Raw genomic sequence first — 22,722 nt, forward strand, 5'->3', positions numbered from 1 at the left:
GGCTTTAAATGCAGTTCATTGTGGGAAAAGAAACAGAACCCGGAGAAAACATTGTTTTTTATAACGAAAAGGAAGCGTTTACAGGTGTTGCAAGGATTGCAGAAAAGGTTAGGCAGGACGTTAAGCGGGTTACCGATGTCATGCCTGCAACCGCTCAGGATGTGACGGGTCTAGGGAAGTATGCCGTAATCTATGGAACGATAGGTCATAGTCCTGTACTGGATGAGCTGGAGCAGAAAGGGAAAATAGATCTGTCGCCAATAAGAGGGAAATGGGAGGTATTCCTCTTTCAATTGGTGGAACAGCCCTTCTCCGGGGTTGCTTGCGCACTTGTCATTGCAGGCAGCGATAAGCGCGGTACGATTTACGGTTTGTTCCATCTGTCCGGGCTATTGGGGGTTTCGCCTTTGGTGGACTGGTCTGATGTACGACCTGAGAAAAAAGAAGCTGTGGTTATAACTGAAAAGGACAATTGGATTTCCAAGGAGCCGTCTGTGAAATACCGGGGAATCTTTATCAATGACGAGTGGCCGGCGTTCGGAACTTGGGCTACACATCATTTTGGGGATCTTAATGCAGAAATGTATGAGCATGTGTTCGAATTGCTGCTCCGCTTGAAGGCGAATTATCTGTGGCCGGCCATGTGGAGATCCAATTTCAACTGCGATGGTCCGGGCCTGTTAAATGCAGAACTGGCGGATGAATATGGAATTGTGATGGGAACCTCGCACCATGAACCTTGCATGCGTAACGGAGAAGAATACGGGCTTATGCGCGGTGAGAATTCCGTGTACGGGAATGCATGGGATTTTCGTACAAACCGTGAGGGGATTTCGCGGTTTTGGCAAGACGGTCTGAAGCGTAACGGTGCCTTCGAGAATGTGATTACCCTTGGCATGCGCGGGGAACAGGATACAACGATACTTGGGGAAGCAGCGACACTGGCGGATAATGTGAACCTGCTGCGGGATGTAATCCGTGAACAAAACCGGTTGATCCGTGAGAATGTATGTGAAGACTTGACGCGGGTGCCGCGTGATCTTGTTCTGTTTACGGAAGTGGAAGCCTTCTTTTATGGGGATGAAGAAACACCGGGCCTGATGGGCGATCCGGAATTGGACGGCGTAACGCTGATGCTCAGCGATGACAACTTCGGAAATCTCCGAAGCGTTCCGACGGAAGAAATGCGCAAGCATAATGGCGGGTATGGGCTGTATTATCATTTTGATTTCCATGGAGGCGCTCACGCCTATGACTGGATGAATACCAATTATTTGCCGAAGGTCTGGGAACAGCTCACAATGGCCTATGATCATGGGATTCAGGAGATATGGGTCGTAAATATAGGCGACATCTGCTTTCTGGAATATCCGCTATCCTATTTCTTCGAGCTGGCCTATGACATGGACACTTGGGGCTCTGCCAAGCCGAACAAGACCGGGGATTTCACGAAGCAGTGGATAGATAGACAGTTCGGTGGAGCTATTGATGAAGAAGACCGGAAGCTTGTCCAGGAAATCCTTGATGGGTATACCCGGATTAATCATAATCGTAAACCGGAAGTCATGAATTCGAAAATCTACCATCCCGTGCATTACGGTGAGGCGGAAAGCTTGCTGCAGCAAGTGGAGCATATTATGAGGCTTGCCGAAGGGCTGAAAGCGAAATGCCCGGCTTGGGCGCTGCCTGCCTATTATGAGCTTGTCTATTTCCCTGCGGCCGCGTCTATGAATTTGCAGCGAATGCAGATTATTGCAGGCAGAAATGAATTTTATGCACGGCAGAACCGCGTAGAGGCGAACGACCTGGCGGATGAAATTGCAGGATGTATCCAAAAAGACAGAGAGCTAACGGATGAGCTGCATTGGATCAACAATGGCAAGTGGTACGGCATGGGGCTTTCCGAGCATGTCGGTTTTGTCCACTGGAACGAGGAAGGCAACCGCTATCCGCTGATGATAAGGCTTGAGCCCGCGAACAAACCGCGGATCATCGTGGCCAAGTCCGATTCTTCCAATTATACAGAAGGGTATCATTGGACTGGCAAGCCGCTGGATATTTACGATGGTCTGCGTCCTGATGTGAATGAAGTGAACATCGACATTGCCTGCGGCAGCCGGATGCCGGTCGCGTATAAGATCACTACAGATTGCCCGTGGCTGATCTTGTCCAGATCGGAGGGGTTAGTTACGCGAAAAGATGTGCTCACTGTGACAATTGATCGCCGTCTGCTTCGGGAAAGAGAGCGAGGCGTAGTCTGCATTGAAGCACCGGAAGCTAACGTGAAGATCAACGTTTGGGCCGAACCAGCGGAGCTTGCAGGACTTGAGCCGATGACCTTCCTTGAGCGCGATGGTTATATTGCGATGGAAGCCGAGCATTTTAGCCATAAGCATGATGTGGCTGGCTTCGGGTTCACAACACTTGAGGATTACGGACGAACGCTATCGGGGATGAAGGTGCTACCTCCACTTCATGATTTTACGGATACCGGGGACAGACCTTATCTGGAATACCGGTTTGTTGCTGCACAAACAGGAATTTATAAGGTGGATTATTATTTGGCGCCGTCCAATACGGCCTACATGGATCGTAAGCTGTGTCTCGGTGTGCAAATCAATGGCGGCGGGATTCATATTGAAAATGCGGTTAGCGGCCGCTTCCGTTCACTGGACACCCGCTGTCCCGAATGGGTCAATGCAGTAAAAGATAATATCCGTATTTACAGCAGCGAGGTCTCCTGTAAGCAGGGAGTAAATTCACTGAGGATTTACGCAGTAAGTCCTACGCTGGTGCTTGAGAGGATTGTACTCTATCCGGCAGCAAGCCAGCTCGCCCCATCCTACCTGGGGCCAACAGAAAGCTTTTATATTCAGGAGAATCATAATCAGGAGGGAGATCAATAATGAAGTCCACAAAGGAGTCCGCAGCTGGCGGCCATACCTCTATAGGCAAGCTTCCGCCGAACGGCAACCCCCTTGTCGCGCATAAATTTGGTGCAGACCCGTATGCTCTAGTGTTCGCCGGCCGTGTCTACCTGTATATGACAAGTGATACATTGGAATTTGATGAAGAGGGCTGCGCCAAAGAAAATAGCTACAAATCCATCAACAAGATTACGGTGATCTCCTCTGCCGACCTGGTAAACTGGACGGATCATGGAGAAATTCAGGTGGCCGGACCTGAGGGCGCTGCAACATGGGCTACGCAATCTTGGGCACCGGCGGCTGCTCATAAGGTCATCAACGGTCAGGATAAGTTTTTCCTTTATTTTGCCAATAATGCGAGCGGGATTGGGGTATTGTCTGCGGACAGTCCGGTTGGGCCCTGGATAGACCCCATTGGAGAAGCGCTGATAACTAGAGCAACCCCAGGTGTAGAGGATGTTACCTGGCTCTTCGATCCTGCGGTATTGGTTGATGACGATGGCAAGGCCTATATCTATTTTGGAGGCGGAGTGCCCGAGGAGAAATATGATTGGCCGGATACCGCGCGGGTGATGGAACTGGGCAGTGACATGATCAGCGTGCTTGGAGAAGCTGTGACCATTCCGGCTCCCTATATGTTCGAAGATGCAGGGATTAACAAATATAAGGGCACCTACTATTATTCCTATTGCTCGAATTTTTACAAAGGCGCCCGCACGGCAGGAAGTCCACCCGCTGGCGAGATTGCGTATATGACCAGTGACAGACCGATGGGTCCGTGGAAGTACAGGGGGAGCATACTTAAGAATCCCGAGCACTTCTTCGGAACCCCAGGCAATAACCATCATGCCATGTTCCAGTTCCATGATGCCTGGTATATCGCCTATCATGCCCAGACTTTATCCCGGTTCATGAGTATTCCAGACGGCTACCGTTCTACGCACATTAACCGGATATCCTTTGACGAAACCAATGGTTCTATTCTGGAGGCCGCTGCGGATCTAAAAGGTGTGGAACCAGTGTCGCTATTTGATCCTTATGTCCGTGTTTCAGCGGCTACAATGGGATGGAGTGCGGGGGTGAAGACGGAGCCTGTTGCTATAAATGACAATACCGCCTTAGCGCATGAAGGTATGGCTGTAACGGATATTGATCAAGGCGATTGGATTGCAATAACCAATGTCGATTTCGGCAGCAGAGGGGCCTCTGCATTTACAGCCTTTGTAGCTGGAGGCGGGATGGACGGCGCTATAGAGCTTCGCCTTGACCAGCCGGACGGCAGGCAGATTGGGGAGCTAGCTATCCCTGCGGCCATTCAGCCGGATCAATGGACCGAGCTAAGGACTGAGATTTCAGATGCGGAGGGGATACATTCGTTATATTTTGTGTTCACAGGAGCAGCTGGCAGGAGCTTGTTCAAGCTTAAATCTTGGAAATTTAGTGAGTAAATCATATAAATAAACATAACTTCCGTCGGCAGGCTTTACCGGCGGATTTTTGTGTAGTGACACTTGGAGGGGATCATTGATGAACTGGAAACGGTGGTGGCGATTATTTTCAAAGTATTACTGGTAGACGATGAGGTGTTTGTGCGTAAAGGGCTGCTCGAAATCATTCCGTGGGATGAACTGAAGCTCGACATAGTGGGGGAGGCGGACAATGGAAAAGAAGCTCTGCACATGATCGAGGAATTGCAGCCGGATCTGGTCATTACCGACATCCGAATGCCAATATTGGACGGGCTGGGTCTGATCCGCAGTGTAAAAGAGAATGCCAAAGCAGACCCGATTTTCATCATTATCAGCGGATATCACGATTTCAAGTATGCCCAACAGGCACTGCGGTATGAGGTTCATGACTATATTCTGAAGCCCATAGACGAAGAAGAAATGACGGCTGCCCTACGAAAGCTGGTTTATAAAATAGGCGAGAAAAGAAACGCAGCCCTTGCGAATGATGAATACACAAGCAGTTTGATGCTGGAGGCGCTCGTGCAGGAGAATCTTCGCCTGGAGGATGCGGAGCAGTATTGCGCAAAGCTAGGATTGAAAGGGTTTTCATATTTTAGGTATATACTGGCCGATATTCATGTTGCTCCCCGGGAGAAGCAAGCTGGAATCAAGCAGGTACAAGAAGTGCTACGTTCTCTTGAAAAGAGGACCGATATTCCCGTGTTCGAGCAGCAGCCGGGGAAATTCGGAATGCTGCTCGGTGCGGACAGGGTGAACGGCAAGGCTGACGGACCTCTGCAAGATTTGAATAGGCTTCGTGTCGCGCTTTCCTGCCGGTTGGATGCCGAACTCAGCATTTATGCAGGCGGCTTTGTCGATAGCTTAGCCAATATTCATCGCTCCTACCTCGAAGCCAACGAAGCGGCCAGGCATAAATATGCCGAGAACAGCGGCGTCATTTTGTACGAGCAGATTAAAGATAAACCCTTGTATGTATTCGATATGCCTCCCGCCCTTTCGAGCAAGCTGATCATGCAGCTGGAGGAGGGCGATAAGCCTGAATACCAACAAACTGTGGACAGCATGTTTCAGCTCTTCCACACCCAGCGGTTCACCCCGCAAGCTGTTACCGGCTCCCTCTCCCGGTGTATTACAGGCATCATAAGCGTAATCAAAGAGATGGAAGGCAGTGATGAAGGAGTCCGGCGGCTCAAAGAGCTGGCGGAACGGGAGCACGGCAACTGGAGTCTGCAAATGCTGAAGGAGCATTTCATGCTGGCCATGAAGGAAGCAGAGGAATATATCGCCCGGCTCCGCAAGGAGCAGTTCAAGGGCAGCATTAATCAGATCAAGAAATATATCGACACTCATTACTGCGAGAATATTAGCCTTAAGAGCATAGCTGCCGAGTTTTATATGAACGCGGTTTATCTGGGCCGGTTGTTCCGCAAAAACTACGGGGTCTATTTCAACGATTATTTACTGAAGCTGCGTGTGCAGGAGGCCAAAAAGCTGCTCAGGCAGACCGATCTGCGGATGTATGAGATTGCGGCCAGAGTAGGCTTTCAGAATGCGGACTATTTCGTCACCCAGTTCGAAAAACTGGAAAATGTGTCGCCTTCTGAATACCGGAACATGCTAATCGAGAAAAGATAGCGAGGCCTTCAGATGAAAAAACTATTGAATTATATGAAACTGCGCGACAAGCTGCTGCTTATGTATTTGCTGTCGGTATTCATACCCATTGTGGTAACCAATATCGTGTTCTACAACGTGACTACCGCCAATATCCGGAATCAAAAAATCCGTGATGCAGATATGGCCTTGGACAATCTCAAAACCGACCTGCGGGTAACTATCGACCAAGGTGTGGGTTTATCCTACTCTTTGTATGCCGATCCCATTTTCAACAAATTGATTACCCGGCGTTTTGTCAGTCAGATGGATTATGTAGAGACGTATAACTCTTACCTGCGGAGCACGCTTACCGATCCAAATGAGCAGGGAGTGCGCTGGTATCAGGTGTATACAGATAACCCTACCGTGCTGTCTTCCGGGTATATCGATCGTTTGAGGGATGAGGACCGGAAATCCGACTGGTACATTCAATCCAAATCCTCTTCCGCACCGTATCCGAGCTTTATCTATTCGGACCAGAAGTTCAGTCTCATTCAATGGTTAAACAACTACCCCACCGGTGGCATCGAGCAACTGGTCAAAATCGACTTGAACATGGATTTGATTCGCCAAAAGCTTCAGAACAGCGCCTTTAACGGCAAAGTTTATTTGGTTGACCCGCATGGCCGTATCCGGTTTGCGAATGCTCCGGGGGGAGAGTGGTCACAGAAAGCTGTCCAGTTTGATGACATCGCTCTTCCGAAGAACTCGCTGTTGTTCGAATCTGCTTATACCGGAATCAATTACTTGGAGGGGTGGAGGCTGCAAGGTGTGCTGGATGAGGAATTTGTCCTCAAAGAGGTTCGAAAGTCACGTTTTTTCGTCATTTGGCTCGCATGCATCAACTTTGTGCTGCCTTCCATCATTATAGCCGCTATGTCGAGATCCCTGCATGTTAGGCTGGTGCGGCTTCTTAAGTATATGAAAAAGGTGAAGAACCAGAACTTTCAGGCGATTCCTCATGAAGAGGCCAGGGATGAAATCGGGCAGCTGACGATCGAGTTCAACCGGATGACTGAGACGATTAACAATCTCATCAATGAAGTTTATGTGGCGGATATCCAGAAGAAGGATCTGGAGCTGAAGCAGCAGCAGGCACAGCTACATGCTCTTTACAGCCAGATCAATCCCCACTTTCTGTTCAATGTCCTGGAATCGGTCCGTATGAGAAGCATCATCAAAGGGGAAAAAGAGACCGCTAAAATCATTCAGCATATGGCGAAAATGTTCCGTAAGTCGATCTCCTGGAACCAGAATTATGTTGCGGTACGCGAGGAATTGGAGCTCATCGGCAGTTTTCTGGATATTCAGCAATACCGCTTTGGCGACAAGCTGGAATACAGCATTGTAGCAGACCCGGCGGCTCTTGAGCAGCGGATTCCGAAGATGGTTCTGCTGCCGTTCGTGGAGAATGCAAGTATTCATGGCATCGAATCGAGCCCGGACAAAGGGATCATCACAATCACTGTCACTGTACAGGAGGATAACCTGAACTTCAGATTGCAGGATAACGGCATCGGCATGTCTCAGGACAAGCTGGAGGAGCTGAAGCGGTATCTGAAGGAGAACGATGACATGGGTGAGCGTGTGGGTATGAAAAATGCCTATTACCGGCTTAAGTTAAGCTACCAGGAGAGGTTCACATTTGCGATAGATACCCGGGAAGGGATAGGGACAACCATTGAAATCTCATTGCCGGTTATGGAGGGGAAGCTCAAAAAGACAGAATGAATGTATATGCTTTTCAAAGTACAAGGTATGGTTTATCGGGTAATCAGGAAAGCGTTTTCTTGTTATATTGAAAGAGCTTACAAGCCAGAACTCAAATTAAAGGGGGAACAAGTCGAATGTTCAAAGGCAAGTTATTAACCATTGGAATGGCAGTAATGTTGGCCGCAACTTTAGGGGGGTGCAGTAAGGATAACAATAATTCCAATACTGCATCGGACAATACGTCCGCTCCAAATGCTGCGGCCTCTGAAGGGGGCGACAATACACCGGTGACCTTCAAGTACTTTACCTTTGGTGCGGGGAAGAAGGATGTCCTGGCAAGTGAAACAACCATCGGCAAAGAATTGCAGAAGCAAACCGGCGTTGACTGGAAGATGGAGTATCTTGTGGGTGACGGTGCTACCAAAGCGGGAGTTATGATTGCCAGCGGAGACTACCCGGATATTATCGACTCCAGCGGGCAAATGGCAAAGCTGATGGATGGCGGCGCTTTTATTCCCCTGGATGATTTAATTGAGAAGTATGGCCCTAATATCAAACGTGTGTATGGTCCTTACATGGATAAATTCAGACAGGCAGACGGAAAAATTTACTTTTTCCCTTATGGCGCCAACATTGGTTATGTTTCCGAGCCGAATTTTCAGACTGGCTTCTATATTCAGCGCTCCGTATTGAAGGAGTTCAATTACCCCAAAATCACCACACTGGACGAATATTTTGACCTGATCAAGCAATACCAGAAAAAGCACCCGCAGGTGGACGGCAAAGAAACCATTGGTTTCGCAACCCTGGCTGGTGAGCAGGGCAGCTTCTTTACCCTGCAGAATCCGGCCATGCACCTCGCTGGTTATCCTAACGACGGCAGCGTCATGGTGGATATGAAAACGCATGAGGCTAAGCTGGTGGCGGGATCGGATTATCAGAAGAGATGGATGCAGAAGCTGAATGAGGCGAATGCCGAAGGGTTGCTGGACCCGGAATCGTTCACGATGAACAGAGACCAATATTTAGCGAAATTAACCTCTGGACGTGTGCTCGGTTACTTCAGCTATTCCTGGCAGGTTGGGGATGCCACCAACAACTTGAAGAAAGCCGGCAATGATGATAAACGTTATGTTGCGCTGCCGATCGTATTTGATAAAGGCATTAAGGATCAATATATTGACCCGCCTGGATTTGTCAACAATTACGGAATTGGCATCACCGTTAAAGCCAAAGACCCGGTCCGTATTATTAAGTATTTCGACAACCTGCTGAAAGAGGAGAATCAGATCCTGGTTCAGTGGGGAATCAAGGACCAAACCTATGCTGTTGATGAGAAGGGCCGCTTCACCTACGCCAACGATGAACAGCGCAAAATGCATGAAGATCCTGAACTGAGTCAAAAATTCGGGTTCGACTATTTCAACTACAGCTGGCCGCGTTACGGCAACAACTCCGTTCTGGCGGACGGCAATGCCTATGGTCCGGGCAACCAGCCGGAGGTGGCGACCTTTGGTTACACTGATGGCGATAAGGAATTGCTTGCGAAATATGGACATCAGACCTTTAGTGAATTCTTCGCAAAGCCTGATGAGCGTCCATGGTCCCCAGCCTGGTCTATTGCGCTGGAGCAAGGATCGCCGGAGCAGATGTTTATCACCAAAGCCGATGATTTGCAGCGAAAATATCTGCCTTCAATGATCTTGGGATCATCGTCCAACTTCACTAAGTCATGGGATGAATACATCGGAGAGTTGAACAAGCTGGACAAGAAAACGTATGAAGCTACGATTACCAAGGGTGTACAGGATCGTATTGCAGGCAAATGGTAAGATAGCGTTCTTGGGAGCGCTTCAAACAACTAGGGGGGCGGGGTCGCACAGGCGTTTCTGCCCTCCGCGTTATTGCAATGATTAGGAAGGAGTGGAGTCATATGGAGAAACAAATAAATTCCGCAAGCCCGGTAATCAGTGCCGACGGAGCGGAAATAAAAAGAATAAATCTGTTCTTCAGACGCTTAAAAGGGCAAAAAACCTTGGCATTGATGTGCCTTCCTTTTGTTCTTTGGGCCTTTGTCTTTAAATATCTTCCTTTATGGGGCTGGACGATGGCCTTTCAAAAATTCAAGCCGGCCAGAAGCTTTGCCGAGCAGGAATGGGTAGGGTGGCACCATTTTCGTATTCTGTTTGAAGACAACACCTTCTACCGGGTTCTGCGCAATACTTTGGTCATGAGCTCCATTAACCTGGTGCTTGGTTTCTTTACAGCGATCACGCTGGCGCTTCTTCTGAATGAGCTGAAAAATGTCATCTTCAAACGGGTTGTCCAAACGGTCAGCTATCTGCCGCACTTTATCTCCTGGGTCGTGGCCTCCAGTATTGTTCTGACGGTATTATCGCCGGACGGTATCATTAATCTGCTGCTGACGAAGCTGCATCTATTGGATAAACCGGTGCTGTGGATGGGAAAAGGGGAATATTTCTGGGGCATCCTCGGGGCAACCGAGGTCTGGAAAAATGTAGGCTGGAACACTATCATTTATTTGGCGGCAATCACCTCAATAGATCCTGCCCAATATGAGGCAGCCGAAATCGACGGAGCGAGCCGCTTCCAGCGGATGCTTAGAATCACCCTTCCCGGACTGAAGCCGGTTATCATTATTTTGTTGATTATGAATATGGGCAATATTCTCGAATCCGGGTTTGAGCCGCAATATTTGCTGGGCAACGGGATGAACCTCGATTATTCGGAGAATCTTGATATATTTGTGCTGAAGTATGGGCTAGGCATGGGCAACTATTCCTTGGGAACGGCTGCCGGCATATTTAAAACCGTAGTCAGTTTCATCTTTCTTTTCTCTGCCAACACCATTGCGAAGAAGATGGGAGAAAACAGATTATTTTAACAAGGAGGCCCTGAGCCATGAAAGTAAGAAAAAAGTCCCGCTCACGCAACGCCAGCTTAGGGGACAGAGTGTTTGATGCTTGCAACATCATTGCTATGGTGTGCCTGATGATCGTCACGATGTATCCCTTCATTAATATGATCGCCGTTTCCTTCAATGACGCCAATGATGCTGTCAGAGGGGGGATTTATTTATGGCCCCGGGAATGGACCTTGGACAACTACAAGTATATCTTCGGGGAATCCGATATCTATCACGCTACATTGATTTCGGCGCTGCGCACCGTAATCGGAACCGTGGTAGCTGTTTTCTGTACAGCGATGCTTTCTTACACCCTCAGCCGTCAAGAGTTTGTGTTGCGGAAGTTTGTCACTATATTTTTTGTGTTTACGATGTATTTCAGCGGAGGTTTGATTCCCAGCTATCTGCTTATCCGCAATTTAGGTATGATTGATTCCTTCTGGGTCTATATCATTCCGGGCATAATCGGGGTATTCAACATGATTGTCATCCGCTCCTTCATTGAGGGTCTTCCGGAGGGCATTCTTGAATCAGCCCGGATTGACGGCGCCGGAGAGTTTACCACCTTCGTTCGTGTCGTATTGCCGCTGACCATTCCAGCCATGGCGACTGTGTCGCTGTTTGTAGCGGTAGGACAATGGAATTCCTGGTTTGACGTCTTTTTGTACAATTCCTCGAATATCAAATTAAGCACGCTGCAGTATGAGCTAATGAAAATTCTGCAAACTACCAATACAACATCGACCTCATCAGTCGGGGACCTCTACCAGTCGGCGAACAGCAATGCCATCATGGTTACTCCCACTTCGATCCGGGCTACCATGACGATCGTTGCCAGTGTTCCGATTCTGATGGTATATCCCTTCCTGCAGAAATACTTCGTTCAGGGGATGACTGTCGGAGGCGTGAAGGGCTAATTTCGGTATGAAGTAAGGATTATACAAATGGAAGTTAGAAATATATATTCATCTATAACCTGTTCCGTTGCTAGGATAAGAGAGGAGATGGGCGCTACAAAGGGGCGCTATATGAGATTTAAGGGAGCGGTAATATGTATAAAAATCAAATTTGGTATGACAAGCCTGCAGAACATTGGGAAGAAGCTTTGCCTCTTGGCAACGGAACACTTGGGGGCATGGTGTTCGGGAAACCAGGTATCGAACGGATTCAATTGAACGAAGATAGTCTTTGGTACGGCGGACCGATGGACAGGAACAATCCCGACGCTAAGGAGCATTTGAGCGAGATTAGGAGGCTCTTGTTATCGGGACAGATCCGGGAAGCGGAGGAGCTGGCAGCAAGAGTCCTGATTGGTGTGCCGGATGGACAGCGCCATTATGAGACCTTGGGCGATCTGTACTTGGATAGCTGCGATTCAGAGAAGAGCGTGGAAGATTACCGGAGGGAATTGGACCTTGAGCAAGGAATTGCCCGTGTAAAATATACCGTCAATCATGTTGAATATAGCCGCGAATACTTCTCAAGTTACCCGGATCAGGTGTTGGCCGTTCGCCTAACAGCAAGTGTACCCGGTAATCTGTCCTTCAGGTTATTGTTTGGCAGAGGTTCGGTTCTGGAGCCTTCGCCGTGGTCGGATATCCTGAAGCACCCTGTCGGATTTCACGCTTATCTGGACCGGATTGGTGTAAATAAGCAAGGAGACATGATTATTCGCGGCAGAAGCGGCGGAGAGGAGGGCATCCGTTTTGTCTGCGCCATCCGGGTGTTGGCAGAAGGCGGCCGCCTCTCCTATACCGGGGGGCAGCTTGTGCTGGATCAAGCGGATGCAGCGACGATTCTGGTCTCGGCATGCACGGATTTTCGGATGATGAAGGAACAGATGGAAGATGAATGCGTGCGGAGAATTGAGCTTGCGGCGGCCAAATCTTATGAACAATTGCGCGCGGATCACGTCGTGGATTACCGGAAGCTGTTCAGCCGGATGGAGTTAACGCTGCAGGGCAGTGAAGAAAAATCGTCTGTGTCTGAGCTGCCTATGGACCGCCGGTTGGACAGAATCCGCAGCGGAGAGGACGACCCGCAGCTCGTCAGTCTGTATTTCCAGTTTGGCCGTTATCTGCTGATCTCGAGCAGCCGTCCGGGCTCGCTGCCGGCTAATCTTCAGGGCATCTGGAACAAGGATATGCTCCCGATATGGGACAGCAAGTATACAATCAACATAAATACGCAGATGAATTACTGGCCTGCGGAAAGCTGCAATCTGTCCGAATGTCATGAGCCGTTATTTGATTTTATCGGGAGGCTGCGGGAGCGGGGCCGGGAAACTGCCAAGGTGATGTACGGGTGCCGGGGTTTTGTAGCCCATCATAATTCCGATATTTGGGCAGATACCGCCCCGCAGGATGTATGTGTCACTTCTACCTTCTGGACGATGGGAGCCGCTTGGCTGTGCCTGCATTTATGGGACCATTATGAATATGGAAGAGATGCCGTGTTTCTTCACAAAATCTACGGGACCATGAAGGAGGCAGCTTTGTTCCTGCTTGATTTTCTGGTGGAAGATCCGGGCGGAGCTCTTGTCACTTGTCCCTCCTCGTCCCCTGAGAACCGTTACGTTCTGCCAAGCGGGGAATCGGGAGCATTATGCTACGGCGCTTCTATGGATAGCCAGATCACGCGTGAGCTTTTTGCCCGCTGTATAGAGAGCACAGAAATCCTGCAAGCCGACCTTGAGTTCGGCGAGACCTTGCGCAGAGCGCTGGAGCGGATTCCACAGCCCGCTATCGGGCAATACGGTCAAATCCAGGAGTGGAGCATCGACTATGAGGAAGTGGAGCCCGGTCACCGGCACATCTCGCATTTGTTCGCGCTGCATCCCGGATCGCAAATCACGCTGCAATCTACGCCTGATTGGGCCGATGCCGCCAGAACGACGCTGGAGCGGAGATTGAAGAACGGAGGGGGACATACCGGCTGGAGCCGGGCCTGGATTCTTAACATGTGGGCGAGATTGGAAGCGGCTGAGCAAGCGTATGACAATGTAATGGAGCTGCTGCGCTCATCGACTTTGCCGAACCTGTTCTGCAACCATCCTCCATTTCAGATTGACGGCAATTTCGGCGGAACCGCCGGCATTGCAGAGATGCTGGTGCAAAGCCACGCAGGAGTGCTTCGTCTGCTCCCGGCATTGCCAGCAGCATGGCCGTCCGGGTCAATCCGCGGTGTTCGGGCACGCGGCGGATACGAGCTGGACATGGAGTGGAACGGCGGCCAATTGCAAAATGTGAGCATACGAGCCTTGGAGCAAGGCAGTGTTGCACTATCCTACCAAGGACAAAGGCTAGAGCTGCATTTTCCAGAACCGGGATTCTGCATACACTTGAAGCCGGAAAGCTGGACTTCAGGCGAATTTTTGTAAAAAAAGGACTGATTTTTGGAAGCAATCGTGCCTCATGCCTGGCTAAAATAATATTGTCTATATCAGTTGAACTAAAGAAAATATAAAAGGGCAGAAGTGACGGAGGGGAAGTCCAAACATTCCCCGCAGTTACGACCAGTGCCCTAATATGAAAATCTAAAGTTCAACTTATATAGAAGATGTAACACTGAAACTTGAAGACATCCAGGCATATTGCAGGAGGTTATAGACTATGGCTATCCAAAATAAAGTCCAATTGATTACGTATCCCGATTCCATGGGCGGAAATCTGAAGGTATTGAATGAACTGCTGCAGAAGCATTTCACAGATATTTTCCCCGGCGGCATTCATATCCTTCCTCCGTTCCCTTCTTCCGGGGACCGGGGATTTGCTCCGCTCACCTATCTTGAGATCGAGCCAAGCTTCGGTACCTGGGAAGATGTCCGGGCCATTGGGGAAAAGTTTGATGTGCTGGTGGATTTGATGGTGAATCACATCTCCCGGCAATCACCGTATTTTCAAGACTTCCTTGAGAAAGGGCGGTCTTCCGAATTTGCCGATTTATTTATGACACTGGACAAGATCTGGGACAATGGGAGCCCTGTTCAAGCTGACATTGAGAAAATGTTCTTGCGCAGGCCCATGCCCTATTCGACCTTTCAAATTAACGGGAGCGGTGAGGAAGAGAAGGTCTGGACGACCTTTGGAAAAACAGATCCTTCAGAGCAAATTGATCTGGATGTCCATTCACCGCTGACCCGGCGGCTTTTGCAGTCATTTTTTGAAAATTTCAAGAAGCAGAACGTCAAAATTGTAAGACTTGATGCTGTCGGGTATGTCATCAAGAAGCTGGGGACCAGTTGTTTTTTTGTGGAGCCGGAAATATATGAATTTCTCGATTGGATCAAAGAAATGGCGGACTCGCTGGACATTGAGCTGCTGCCCGAAGTGCATGCACATTATAGTACCCAATACAAATTGTCGGAGCACGGGTGCTGGATATACGATTTCATCCTGCCTTACCGGGTGCTTGAGGCGCTTACCGGCAGGTCCAATACGGAACTCTACTCCTATCTGAAGACCCGGCCGCACAAGCAGTTTACAATGCTCGATTGCCATGACGGGATTCCGGTTAAGCCGGATCTTGACGATCTGATTGACACGAATGAAGCCCGGGAGCTGGTCGGGCTTTGTGTGGAACGGGGCGCTAATCTGAGCCTTATCTTGTCGGATGAGCACAAGGCCGCAGACGGATTTGATGTCCATCAGATTCGCTGCACGTATTATAGCGCACTGAATGAAGACGACAATGCCTATCTCGCCGCAAGAGCGATTCAGCTTTTCACACCGGGTATCCCGCAAGTGTACTATGTGGGCCTGCTCGCCGGCGGAAATGACATGGAACAGGTAGCAGCAACGGGAGAAGGACGTGAAATCAACCGCCATAACTATACCGTAGAGGAAGTTGAGCGTGCGCTCGAACAAGAGGCCGTGAAAAGATTGATGAAGCTGATTCGCTTCCGTAATACGTACAGTGCGTTTGACGGGGAGTTCCACGTACTGGATGCGGCAAACGATGAGATCCGGTTATTATGGCAGCAAGGCGAGAAGTATTGCAAGCTGGTTATTAGCCTGCAGACGTACCAGACCGTTATTGAATATGTGAATGAGGACGGAATTCCTGTGAATTATTTGGTTTAATCCGAACTCTGTTAAGGAGGAGCAATACAGTGAGTACAACCGTCATAACCAATCCCATTATGTGGGCGGATGTCCCGGATGTAGATGTAATCCGGGCAGGTCAGGCTTTTTATATGGTCAGTACCAGTATGCATTCTATGCCGGGATGTCCGATTATGAAGTCGGTTAATTTGAATGACTGGGAAATCGTGAATTATGTGTACGATACCTTTGAGGATAATGACGCCCACCGGTTGCTGGATGGGAAAGGGATTTATGGAAAGGGATCTTGGGCGGCGTCCCTCCGTTTCAAGGCCGGGGTGTATTATGTCTGCTTCTCATGCAATGATATGGACCAGTTCTACATATACCGGACGGAGGATATTGAGCATGGGCAATGGGAACGTTCGGTGATACCGGGACTTCACCATGACCCGGGTCTGCTGCTTGATGACGATGGCCGTGCCTATGTGATTTACGGGAACGGCGATATTTGGATCAAGGAGCTGACGGAAGATCTGACGGCTGTGAAACCCGATGGAATCCATCAACTGCTGCTCGAAGGTGAGCGGGATGGTATTGGTCTGCGGATCGAAGGGTGTCATGCCTATAAGCTGAATGGCTATTACTATTTGTTCTTTATTGAGTGGCCGCGAACCGGCAATCAGCGGAGACGCCAGCTTTGTTATCGTTCGCGTGAGCTTCTGGGCCCTTACGAGCGCAAGGTCATTCTGGATGACGCTATGGGTTACCATAATAACGGAGTTGCGCAGGGCGGTATTGTCGATACACCGGATCATGACTGGTATGCTGTACTATTCCAGGATCATGACGCCGTTGGCCGAATTCCCTGCGTGTTTCCCGTTGCCTGGGAGGATGGATGGCCGGTCATCGGGGAGAACGGTACGGCGCCTCAAGTCTTTGCGACGAAGCTTCCTGCCGCGGAGCCGAAGCCGCTTGTCATCAGCGATGAGTTCGAATATGCGGGCAATCGGCTGGCACTGAACTGGCAGTGGAACCATAACCCGGACAACGGGCTGTGGTCCGTCACGGAGCGCCCGGGATATCTGCGGCTCTACACCGGGAATTTGGCTGACAGTGTTCTGCGTGCCCGCAACACGCTGACGCAGCGGACGGAAGGTCCGGCCTGCAGCGCAGAGACACTGCTGGATATTTCCCGTATGCAGCCGGGGGACCGGGCAGGGTTAGTCGCGCTGCAGAATTGGTTCGGCACCGTAGAGATTGAAGCCGGGGAGAATGGCGATTTCCGTGTTGCCATGTGTGTCAATGGCGGCGAAGGCCGCGAAGAGACGGTGGAGAGTGTTCCGTTCGCCGGGGAGCAAATCTATCTCAGAATTGATTTCAATTTCGAGGACAGTCTGGATCAAGCCAATTTCTTCTATTCGGAGGACGGGAGTACGTGGAAGCCGATCGGCCGGACTCTGCAAATGAAGTATACACTGGATCATTTTATGGGCTACCGGGTTGGCCTGTTCAATTATGCAACCAGGCAGTCTGGCGGCTACGCCGATTTCAATTACTTTCATTATAAGAGAGAGAATCCGCCCGTATTTTTGTAAAAAAAGAACTGATTTTTGGAAGAAATCATTCGTGGAGTCCGGCTACACTTATAGGTGTCCGCTAGATGTGGCGCTTATATATAGCAAGGGGGCAACGAAATGATGGATTTTCACGACAGACTGACCTTTGAGGATAAATCAAATGACCTTTTGGCGGTCGGAGAACTGCTCGTTGACATGATCTCCAATGAGTATGATGATACGTTTCAGTCTGCCGGATATACGAAGTTTCTGGGGGGCTCTCCCTCCAATATCGCAATCAACGTGAAGAAGCTTGGGATCAGCTCCTTTATGGTTTCCGCTGTGGGTGAGGACGGCTTTGGCGAGTTTCTTGTGGACAGGCTGCGCAGAGAAGGAATGGAGCCGCAAGGCATCCAGAGAAACCGTGAATCCACCAGCTTAGTGGTCTTATCCAAGAGCAAAGCGACTCCGACTCCGATTTTTTATCGCAGCGCAGACTATCAGTTGGCCTATACCCCAACGCTTGAAGATGCTTTGAAGAATTCCAAGATTGTTCATTTTTCCTGCTGGCCCGTATCCAGAATTCCCGCCAGGCATACCATCGAACGGTTGATAGAGGAGGCGAGAAATCAGGGAACGCTGATTGGCTTCGACCCTAACTATCATCCGGGCATTTGGCAGAAGGGCGAAGATGGTGTACAGTATGTGAAATCCTTGTTCTCCAAGGTGGATATCATCAAGCCATCGGAAGACGATGCCGAGAGGCTGTTTGGCAAAGATACCCCATCCAATCAGCTGGATAAGTTTCTGGAGCTTGGGGCCAAGCTGGTCATTTTGACGTTAGGCAAGGATGGGGCTATCGTATCGAATGGAAGAGAGGCAAGAATCTTCGATACGCTCGCTACGGACATCGTGGATACTACAGGGGCCGGAGATGCATTCTGGTCCGGATTTTATGCGGCAGCCGTTAAAGGGCATACACTGCAGGATGCTCTGAATCTCGGGTTTGCTGTAAGTGCTTTCAAATTGAGATATACTGGAGCTGTAGTGGATCTGCCGAAGCTTGAAGACATCCAGGCATACTACAATTTGTAAGAGATTAATCCGAATTCAGTTAAGGAGTGATTATTTTGGCAACACTGCAAATTAGCTTTCATTCGAAATGTCTGAAGCGGGAAGTAACGTTCAGCGCTTTATTGCCGGTCGACCAGCCCGAAGCATTCAAACCACCGGCTCGGGCTGGACAACCGCTGAGAGCAATGTATCTGCTGCATGGTTATTCCGGAAGCCACAACGATTGGCTGAACTTCTCACGGATCAGGGAGCTGTCGGATAGATATCACATCGCCGTCTTTATGCCTGCTGGAGAGAATCAGTTCTATCTGGATGATGAGAACAGGGAGGAACATTTCGGGGAGTACATCGGCAAGGAGCTGGTGGATTTCACACGCCGGCTGTTCCCGCTGTCTACGGAGCGGGAGGATACCTTTATTGGCGGTTTGTCTATGGGAGGATACGGTGCGATTAGGAACGGCCTGAAGTATGGGCAACAATTCGGCCGCATCATCGCCTTGTCATCGGCACTTATTCCTTATAAAATTGCGAACATTCCCCCGGATTACAACGATGGCATCGCCAGCTACAAATATTACACAAGTGTCTTTGGCGATCTGAGCCAGCTGCTTGGCAGTGACAAAGATCCGGAGAGGCTTGCTCTTGATTTGAAAGAGAACGGACTTAAGCTGCCGAAGATTTATATGGCCTGCGGGACAGAAGATTTCCTGCTGGATGTGAACCGCCGGTTTCATAACTTCCTTGAAGAGGAACAGATCGAGCATACTTACGTTGAAAGCGGGGGAGCGCACACCTGGGATTTCTGGGATAAGTACATTGAAGCGGCACTAGAGTGGGCCGAGGAAGACAGCACCTCTATATAGATTAACTTGAAGTCTAATACACCTATGCCCCTGGGCTCCGATCAATTATGGATCGGCTCAGGGGCTTGCTGGATTCCGGGGAGGAAGATGTGGGAGTATGATTCGAACGAACAGCATCGTATTCAAATTTTCTGTACAGTTGACGGCTATCCTTGCGATCCTGCTCTCTGTCCTCGTTCTGAGTAATATTTACTCGCTTGAGGTTGTTCGGAACAATGCCCTTACGAGCTCGCGGAATACGCTTGCCCTCTATCAGGCGAACATTCATAATAATTTCAACAATTTTTCCAAAGACTTAACCGAGGTATTCAATAATAACATTGATGCTGCAGTGAATTTTGCCTACCTGGATGAAAGCAGCCGTTACTTCAAAGCGCAGGAGCTCAAAAATACGCTGCTGTCTAAAATGTCGAACGATTATTCCAGCGATGGCATGTTTATCAGACTTTCCGATGAACTCGTGCTTGAGCAATTCAGCAACCGGATTCAATCTGAGGATAAGCTGGCTCTGACGGATTTCATCAACCAGAAAAAGTTCAATTCCGGGCCTTCAAGTGAAGCGGATGAATGGAAGGTGCTTCAGATCCAGGGTGAATACTATTTGTTCAGGTACATCACCTATTCGGACGTCAGCTTCGGTACGTTAGTGAAAGCAGACACTCTATTAGCGATGGTTAACAGGGGCGGGAATGATCAGAACCGGTATGTATTGAGCAATAAAGAAGGGATTATTTTATCCGCGAACAATATCGTCCTGAAGGATGGCGACACTACCTTAGGCAGCCTAACAAATGAATATCAGCATAATTATCTGATCATTTCCGAACCGATAGCGGAATTTGGACAGATCACCAATATGGTTGCCAAGGGAAATCTGTTGTCGGGATTAAAGCTGATCCAGTGGATCATCGCCTTATTGGCTGTTCTATCGGCCATCGTCGTCCCGCTCGTGCTGCGTTTTTTCACAAGGGATGTATTGAAGCCGATCCTTGAGCTGGTGAAGGCGGCTAAAGTGGTTGAGCAGGGACAGCTTGAGTATCAGGTTCCCGCAGGTACCCCGTATTCTCTGGAGTTTATGAAGCTATTCCACGCATTTCAATCTATGGTCAGCGAAATCAAGGATTTGAAAATTCAATCGTATGAGGAACAGATCGAAAGAAGCCGGGCGGAGATCAAATATTTGCAGATGCAAATCAGACCCCACTTTTTTCTGAATGCGATCTCGACGATCACCAGTTTGACATATCAGAATAAGAACGAAGAAATCCGGCGTCTCATTCACTGTTTGTCCGAGCATCTCCGGTATATGTTCAAGGGAGGGCTTGTGGAGGTTTCGATTGAGGAAGAGATCAGGCACGCCGAGAATTATATCCGAATGCAAGAAATCCGATATCCTGATCAAGTATTCTATATGACAGAGATCAGTGATGAAGCACGGCAGGTGCGCATCCCTCAATTCATGATCCAGACGTTCGTTGAGAATGCGTTCAAGCATGCGATGTTCTATAAGGAGATGCTTTCGATATTCATCCGCGCCCGTACAGAGACAAGAGACGGAAGCCCGTTCGTCAAAATTGTGATCGAGGATAACGGAGGAGGCTTCTCTTCCGGGTGGCTGAAAAGCACGGAACCCGAAGAGGCAGGCGAGGACGGAGGCCGGGTTGGAATAACCAATATTCGAAAAACACTGCAACTGCTCTACAAACGCGACGATTTGCTGAAGCTGTCAAATGCTGAACAGTCCGGCGCAAGAGTGGAATTGTGGATACCCATACAAGAAGCCGAGCGGCAGACAGAGTCGGAGGGAAGACATGCGTTGTTTGTTGATTGATGATGATATACCTACGGTTGAGGCTCTTCTCGGTATTGTGAACTGGAATGAATATGGAATTACCGAAGTACTGACCGCTTATAACATACAGGATGCGAAGCAATTATTCGATAGCGGCGCGCCCGATCTGATCATATGCGATATTGAAATGCCGAGAGGCTCCGGTATTGATATGATCAAGTGGGCCAGAGAGCACGAATATGATGGCGGGTTTATATTTTTAACCTGTCATGAGAGCTTCAGCTTCGCTTCCAAGGCGATCTCGTATAATGCCGACTCTTATTTGGTTAAGCCGCTGGATAAGCAGGAGCTGGAAGCGGCGCTGCGCAAGTCCATTGAGGCGCTGAAGAAAAAGATGCTGATGGGCGAATACAGTAAAATGGGGCTTGCGTGGCTGAAAAATAAAGATTTGGTAGAGAAGGGCTTCTGGAGTGATGTGCTGACAGCGGCTATCTCTCCCAGAATCAACCTGATTCAGAGTGAGGTGCAGAAGCGGGAGCTGTCCTTGTCTGTGAACAGCGGCTATATTCTGCTTCTCGTGAGTGTTCCACGCTCTCAAATTGAGAGCAGGTGGGACGAAAGCCTGTTCCATTATGCCCTCTCCAACCTGATTTCCGAGATTCTGTTCAACCAGGTGAGTCATGGCCGAATCATCGCCTATCAAGCCGATAATGTGTTCTACAATGCGGTCATTATTGAGGGTGAGACCGGGATGCCGTGGTTGCGGCAAAGCGCCGAGAATATCATTCTGATGTGCAGGCAATATTTGAAGTGTACGGCTACCTGTTATTTCAGTGAGAAGGTGGCTGTTTCAGAACTCTCGCAGGCAAAGCTGGAACTCGAGCAACTGGATGAGTCCAACATCATTTTCCGGGGCAAGGTCCATTTCCAGAATGAACCCTTTCATTATGATACTGCGGAAGGCTTCACCCTTGATGCTGAGCTTTTCACCATGCTGTTCGTTCAGAAGGAGAAGGTTCAGATTGTCAATCGGCTGAAAAAAGAGCTGGAAGTGCTGACCAGCCTGAATAAGCTGAACTCAGCTACGCTCCATTCGATCCGGGAGGACTTCCTGCAAGTAGTCTATTCGCTTCTCTCCCGGCATCATATCCAGGCGCATCGGCTCTTCGCCGATGAAGTGACCCAGCAATTGGCCCAGAGTGCCGAGAGCAGTGTGTTTGACTTCATGAAGTGGGCCAGGGTGGTTACGGACAAAACGGTGGATTCCATCAAAGAGGTGCTGCAGTCCGAAGGAGTAGTTGAGAGAGCGAAGCGGTTTATCCATGAAAACTACCGGCAGGAGCTTAGTCGCGAAGATGTTGCTGCAAGCGTATATCTAACTGCGGATTACTTGGCTAAGGTCTTCAAGAATGAGACGGGGCAGACCGTCAAGGAGTATCTGAACGACTGCCGGATCAACGCGGCCAAGCAATTGCTGATTGAGAGTACGGCAAACATCGGCCAGATCGCGATGGAGACTGGTTTTGATACGATATCTTATTTCTCTACGGTATTCAAAAAGCTGACAGGAGAAACGCCGATTGCTTATCGTTCGAAGCATAAGTCCGTTCGATAACACGAAACTCCGCTTCCACATTAGAGGCGGAGTTTTTGCTGCAGTGCGGTTTTTCGAAAAAACATACCGTCTTTTTGAAAGCC

The 22,722-nt window shown here is 49.3% G+C and carries 14 protein-coding genes; all 14 read left to right on the plus strand.

Going from position 1 to position 22,722, the window contains the following annotated elements; genetic code table 11:
• The first annotated feature begins 8 nt into the window (after window positions 1-8).
• Window positions 9-2,906, plus strand: a complete 2,898-nt coding sequence (locus AC0LWN_RS28965; RefSeq protein WP_474671510.1) for a glycosyl hydrolase 115 family protein — start codon at window positions 9-11, stop codon at window positions 2,904-2,906.
• Entirely contained in the window at window positions 2,906-4,375 is a 1,470-nt protein-coding gene (locus AC0LWN_RS28970; RefSeq protein WP_474671512.1) for a glycoside hydrolase family 43 protein, read from the plus strand. The genes AC0LWN_RS28965 and AC0LWN_RS28970 overlap by 1 nt, the downstream gene beginning before the upstream one ends.
• Window positions 4,376-4,438: 63 nt before the next feature.
• Window positions 4,439-6,034 (plus strand): response regulator transcription factor, encoded by a 1,596-nt coding sequence (locus AC0LWN_RS28975; protein ID WP_474671514.1) that lies wholly within the window; start codon window positions 4,439-4,441, stop codon window positions 6,032-6,034.
• A gap of 12 nt (window positions 6,035-6,046) precedes the next feature.
• Complete coding sequence (locus AC0LWN_RS28980) at window positions 6,047-7,786, plus strand: sensor histidine kinase (protein WP_474671516.1); 1,740 nt, start codon at window positions 6,047-6,049, stop codon at window positions 7,784-7,786.
• Between the two features lie 116 nt (window positions 7,787-7,902).
• Window positions 7,903-9,600 (plus strand): ABC transporter substrate-binding protein, encoded by a 1,698-nt coding sequence (locus tag AC0LWN_RS28985; protein ID WP_474671518.1) that lies wholly within the window; start codon window positions 7,903-7,905, stop codon window positions 9,598-9,600.
• A gap of 101 nt (window positions 9,601-9,701) precedes the next feature.
• The gene (locus tag AC0LWN_RS28990; RefSeq protein ID WP_474671520.1) at window positions 9,702-10,673 is read left to right on the plus strand and encodes an ABC transporter permease; all 972 of its coding nucleotides are present in this window, start codon (window positions 9,702-9,704) and stop codon (window positions 10,671-10,673) included.
• Between the two features lie 17 nt (window positions 10,674-10,690).
• The gene (locus AC0LWN_RS28995) at window positions 10,691-11,611 is read left to right on the plus strand and encodes a carbohydrate ABC transporter permease (protein ID WP_474671522.1); all 921 of its coding nucleotides are present in this window, start codon (window positions 10,691-10,693) and stop codon (window positions 11,609-11,611) included.
• 134 nt (window positions 11,612-11,745) lie between these two features.
• Window positions 11,746-14,073 carry a glycoside hydrolase family 95 protein gene (locus tag AC0LWN_RS29000; protein ID WP_474671524.1) on the plus strand — a complete coding sequence of 776 codons (2,328 nt, stop codon included), beginning with the start codon at window positions 11,746-11,748 and terminating at the stop codon, window positions 14,071-14,073.
• A gap of 232 nt (window positions 14,074-14,305) precedes the next feature.
• Complete coding sequence (gene gtfA / locus AC0LWN_RS29005) at window positions 14,306-15,775, plus strand: sucrose phosphorylase (protein ID WP_474671526.1); 1,470 nt, start codon at window positions 14,306-14,308, stop codon at window positions 15,773-15,775.
• Between the two features lie 29 nt (window positions 15,776-15,804).
• Window positions 15,805-17,334, plus strand: a complete 1,530-nt coding sequence (locus AC0LWN_RS29010; protein ID WP_474671528.1) for a glycoside hydrolase family 43 protein — start codon at window positions 15,805-15,807, stop codon at window positions 17,332-17,334.
• Between the two features lie 99 nt (window positions 17,335-17,433).
• Window positions 17,434-18,390, plus strand: a complete 957-nt coding sequence (locus AC0LWN_RS29015; protein ID WP_474671530.1) for a carbohydrate kinase family protein — start codon at window positions 17,434-17,436, stop codon at window positions 18,388-18,390.
• 26 nt (window positions 18,391-18,416) lie between these two features.
• On the plus strand, window positions 18,417-19,232 hold the full coding sequence (locus AC0LWN_RS29020; protein ID WP_474671532.1) for an alpha/beta hydrolase: 816 nt from the start codon (window positions 18,417-18,419) through the stop codon (window positions 19,230-19,232).
• A 97-nt stretch (window positions 19,233-19,329) separates the two neighbouring features.
• Window positions 19,330-21,063 (plus strand): sensor histidine kinase, encoded by a 1,734-nt coding sequence (locus tag AC0LWN_RS29025; protein WP_474671534.1) that lies wholly within the window; start codon window positions 19,330-19,332, stop codon window positions 21,061-21,063.
• Complete coding sequence (locus tag AC0LWN_RS29030; protein WP_474671536.1) at window positions 21,044-22,639, plus strand: response regulator transcription factor; 1,596 nt, start codon at window positions 21,044-21,046, stop codon at window positions 22,637-22,639. The genes AC0LWN_RS29025 and AC0LWN_RS29030 overlap by 20 nt, the downstream gene beginning before the upstream one ends.
• Window positions 22,640-22,722: the final 83 nt, after the last annotated feature.

Source organism: Paenibacillus sp. sgz302115 (assembly GCF_056120445.1).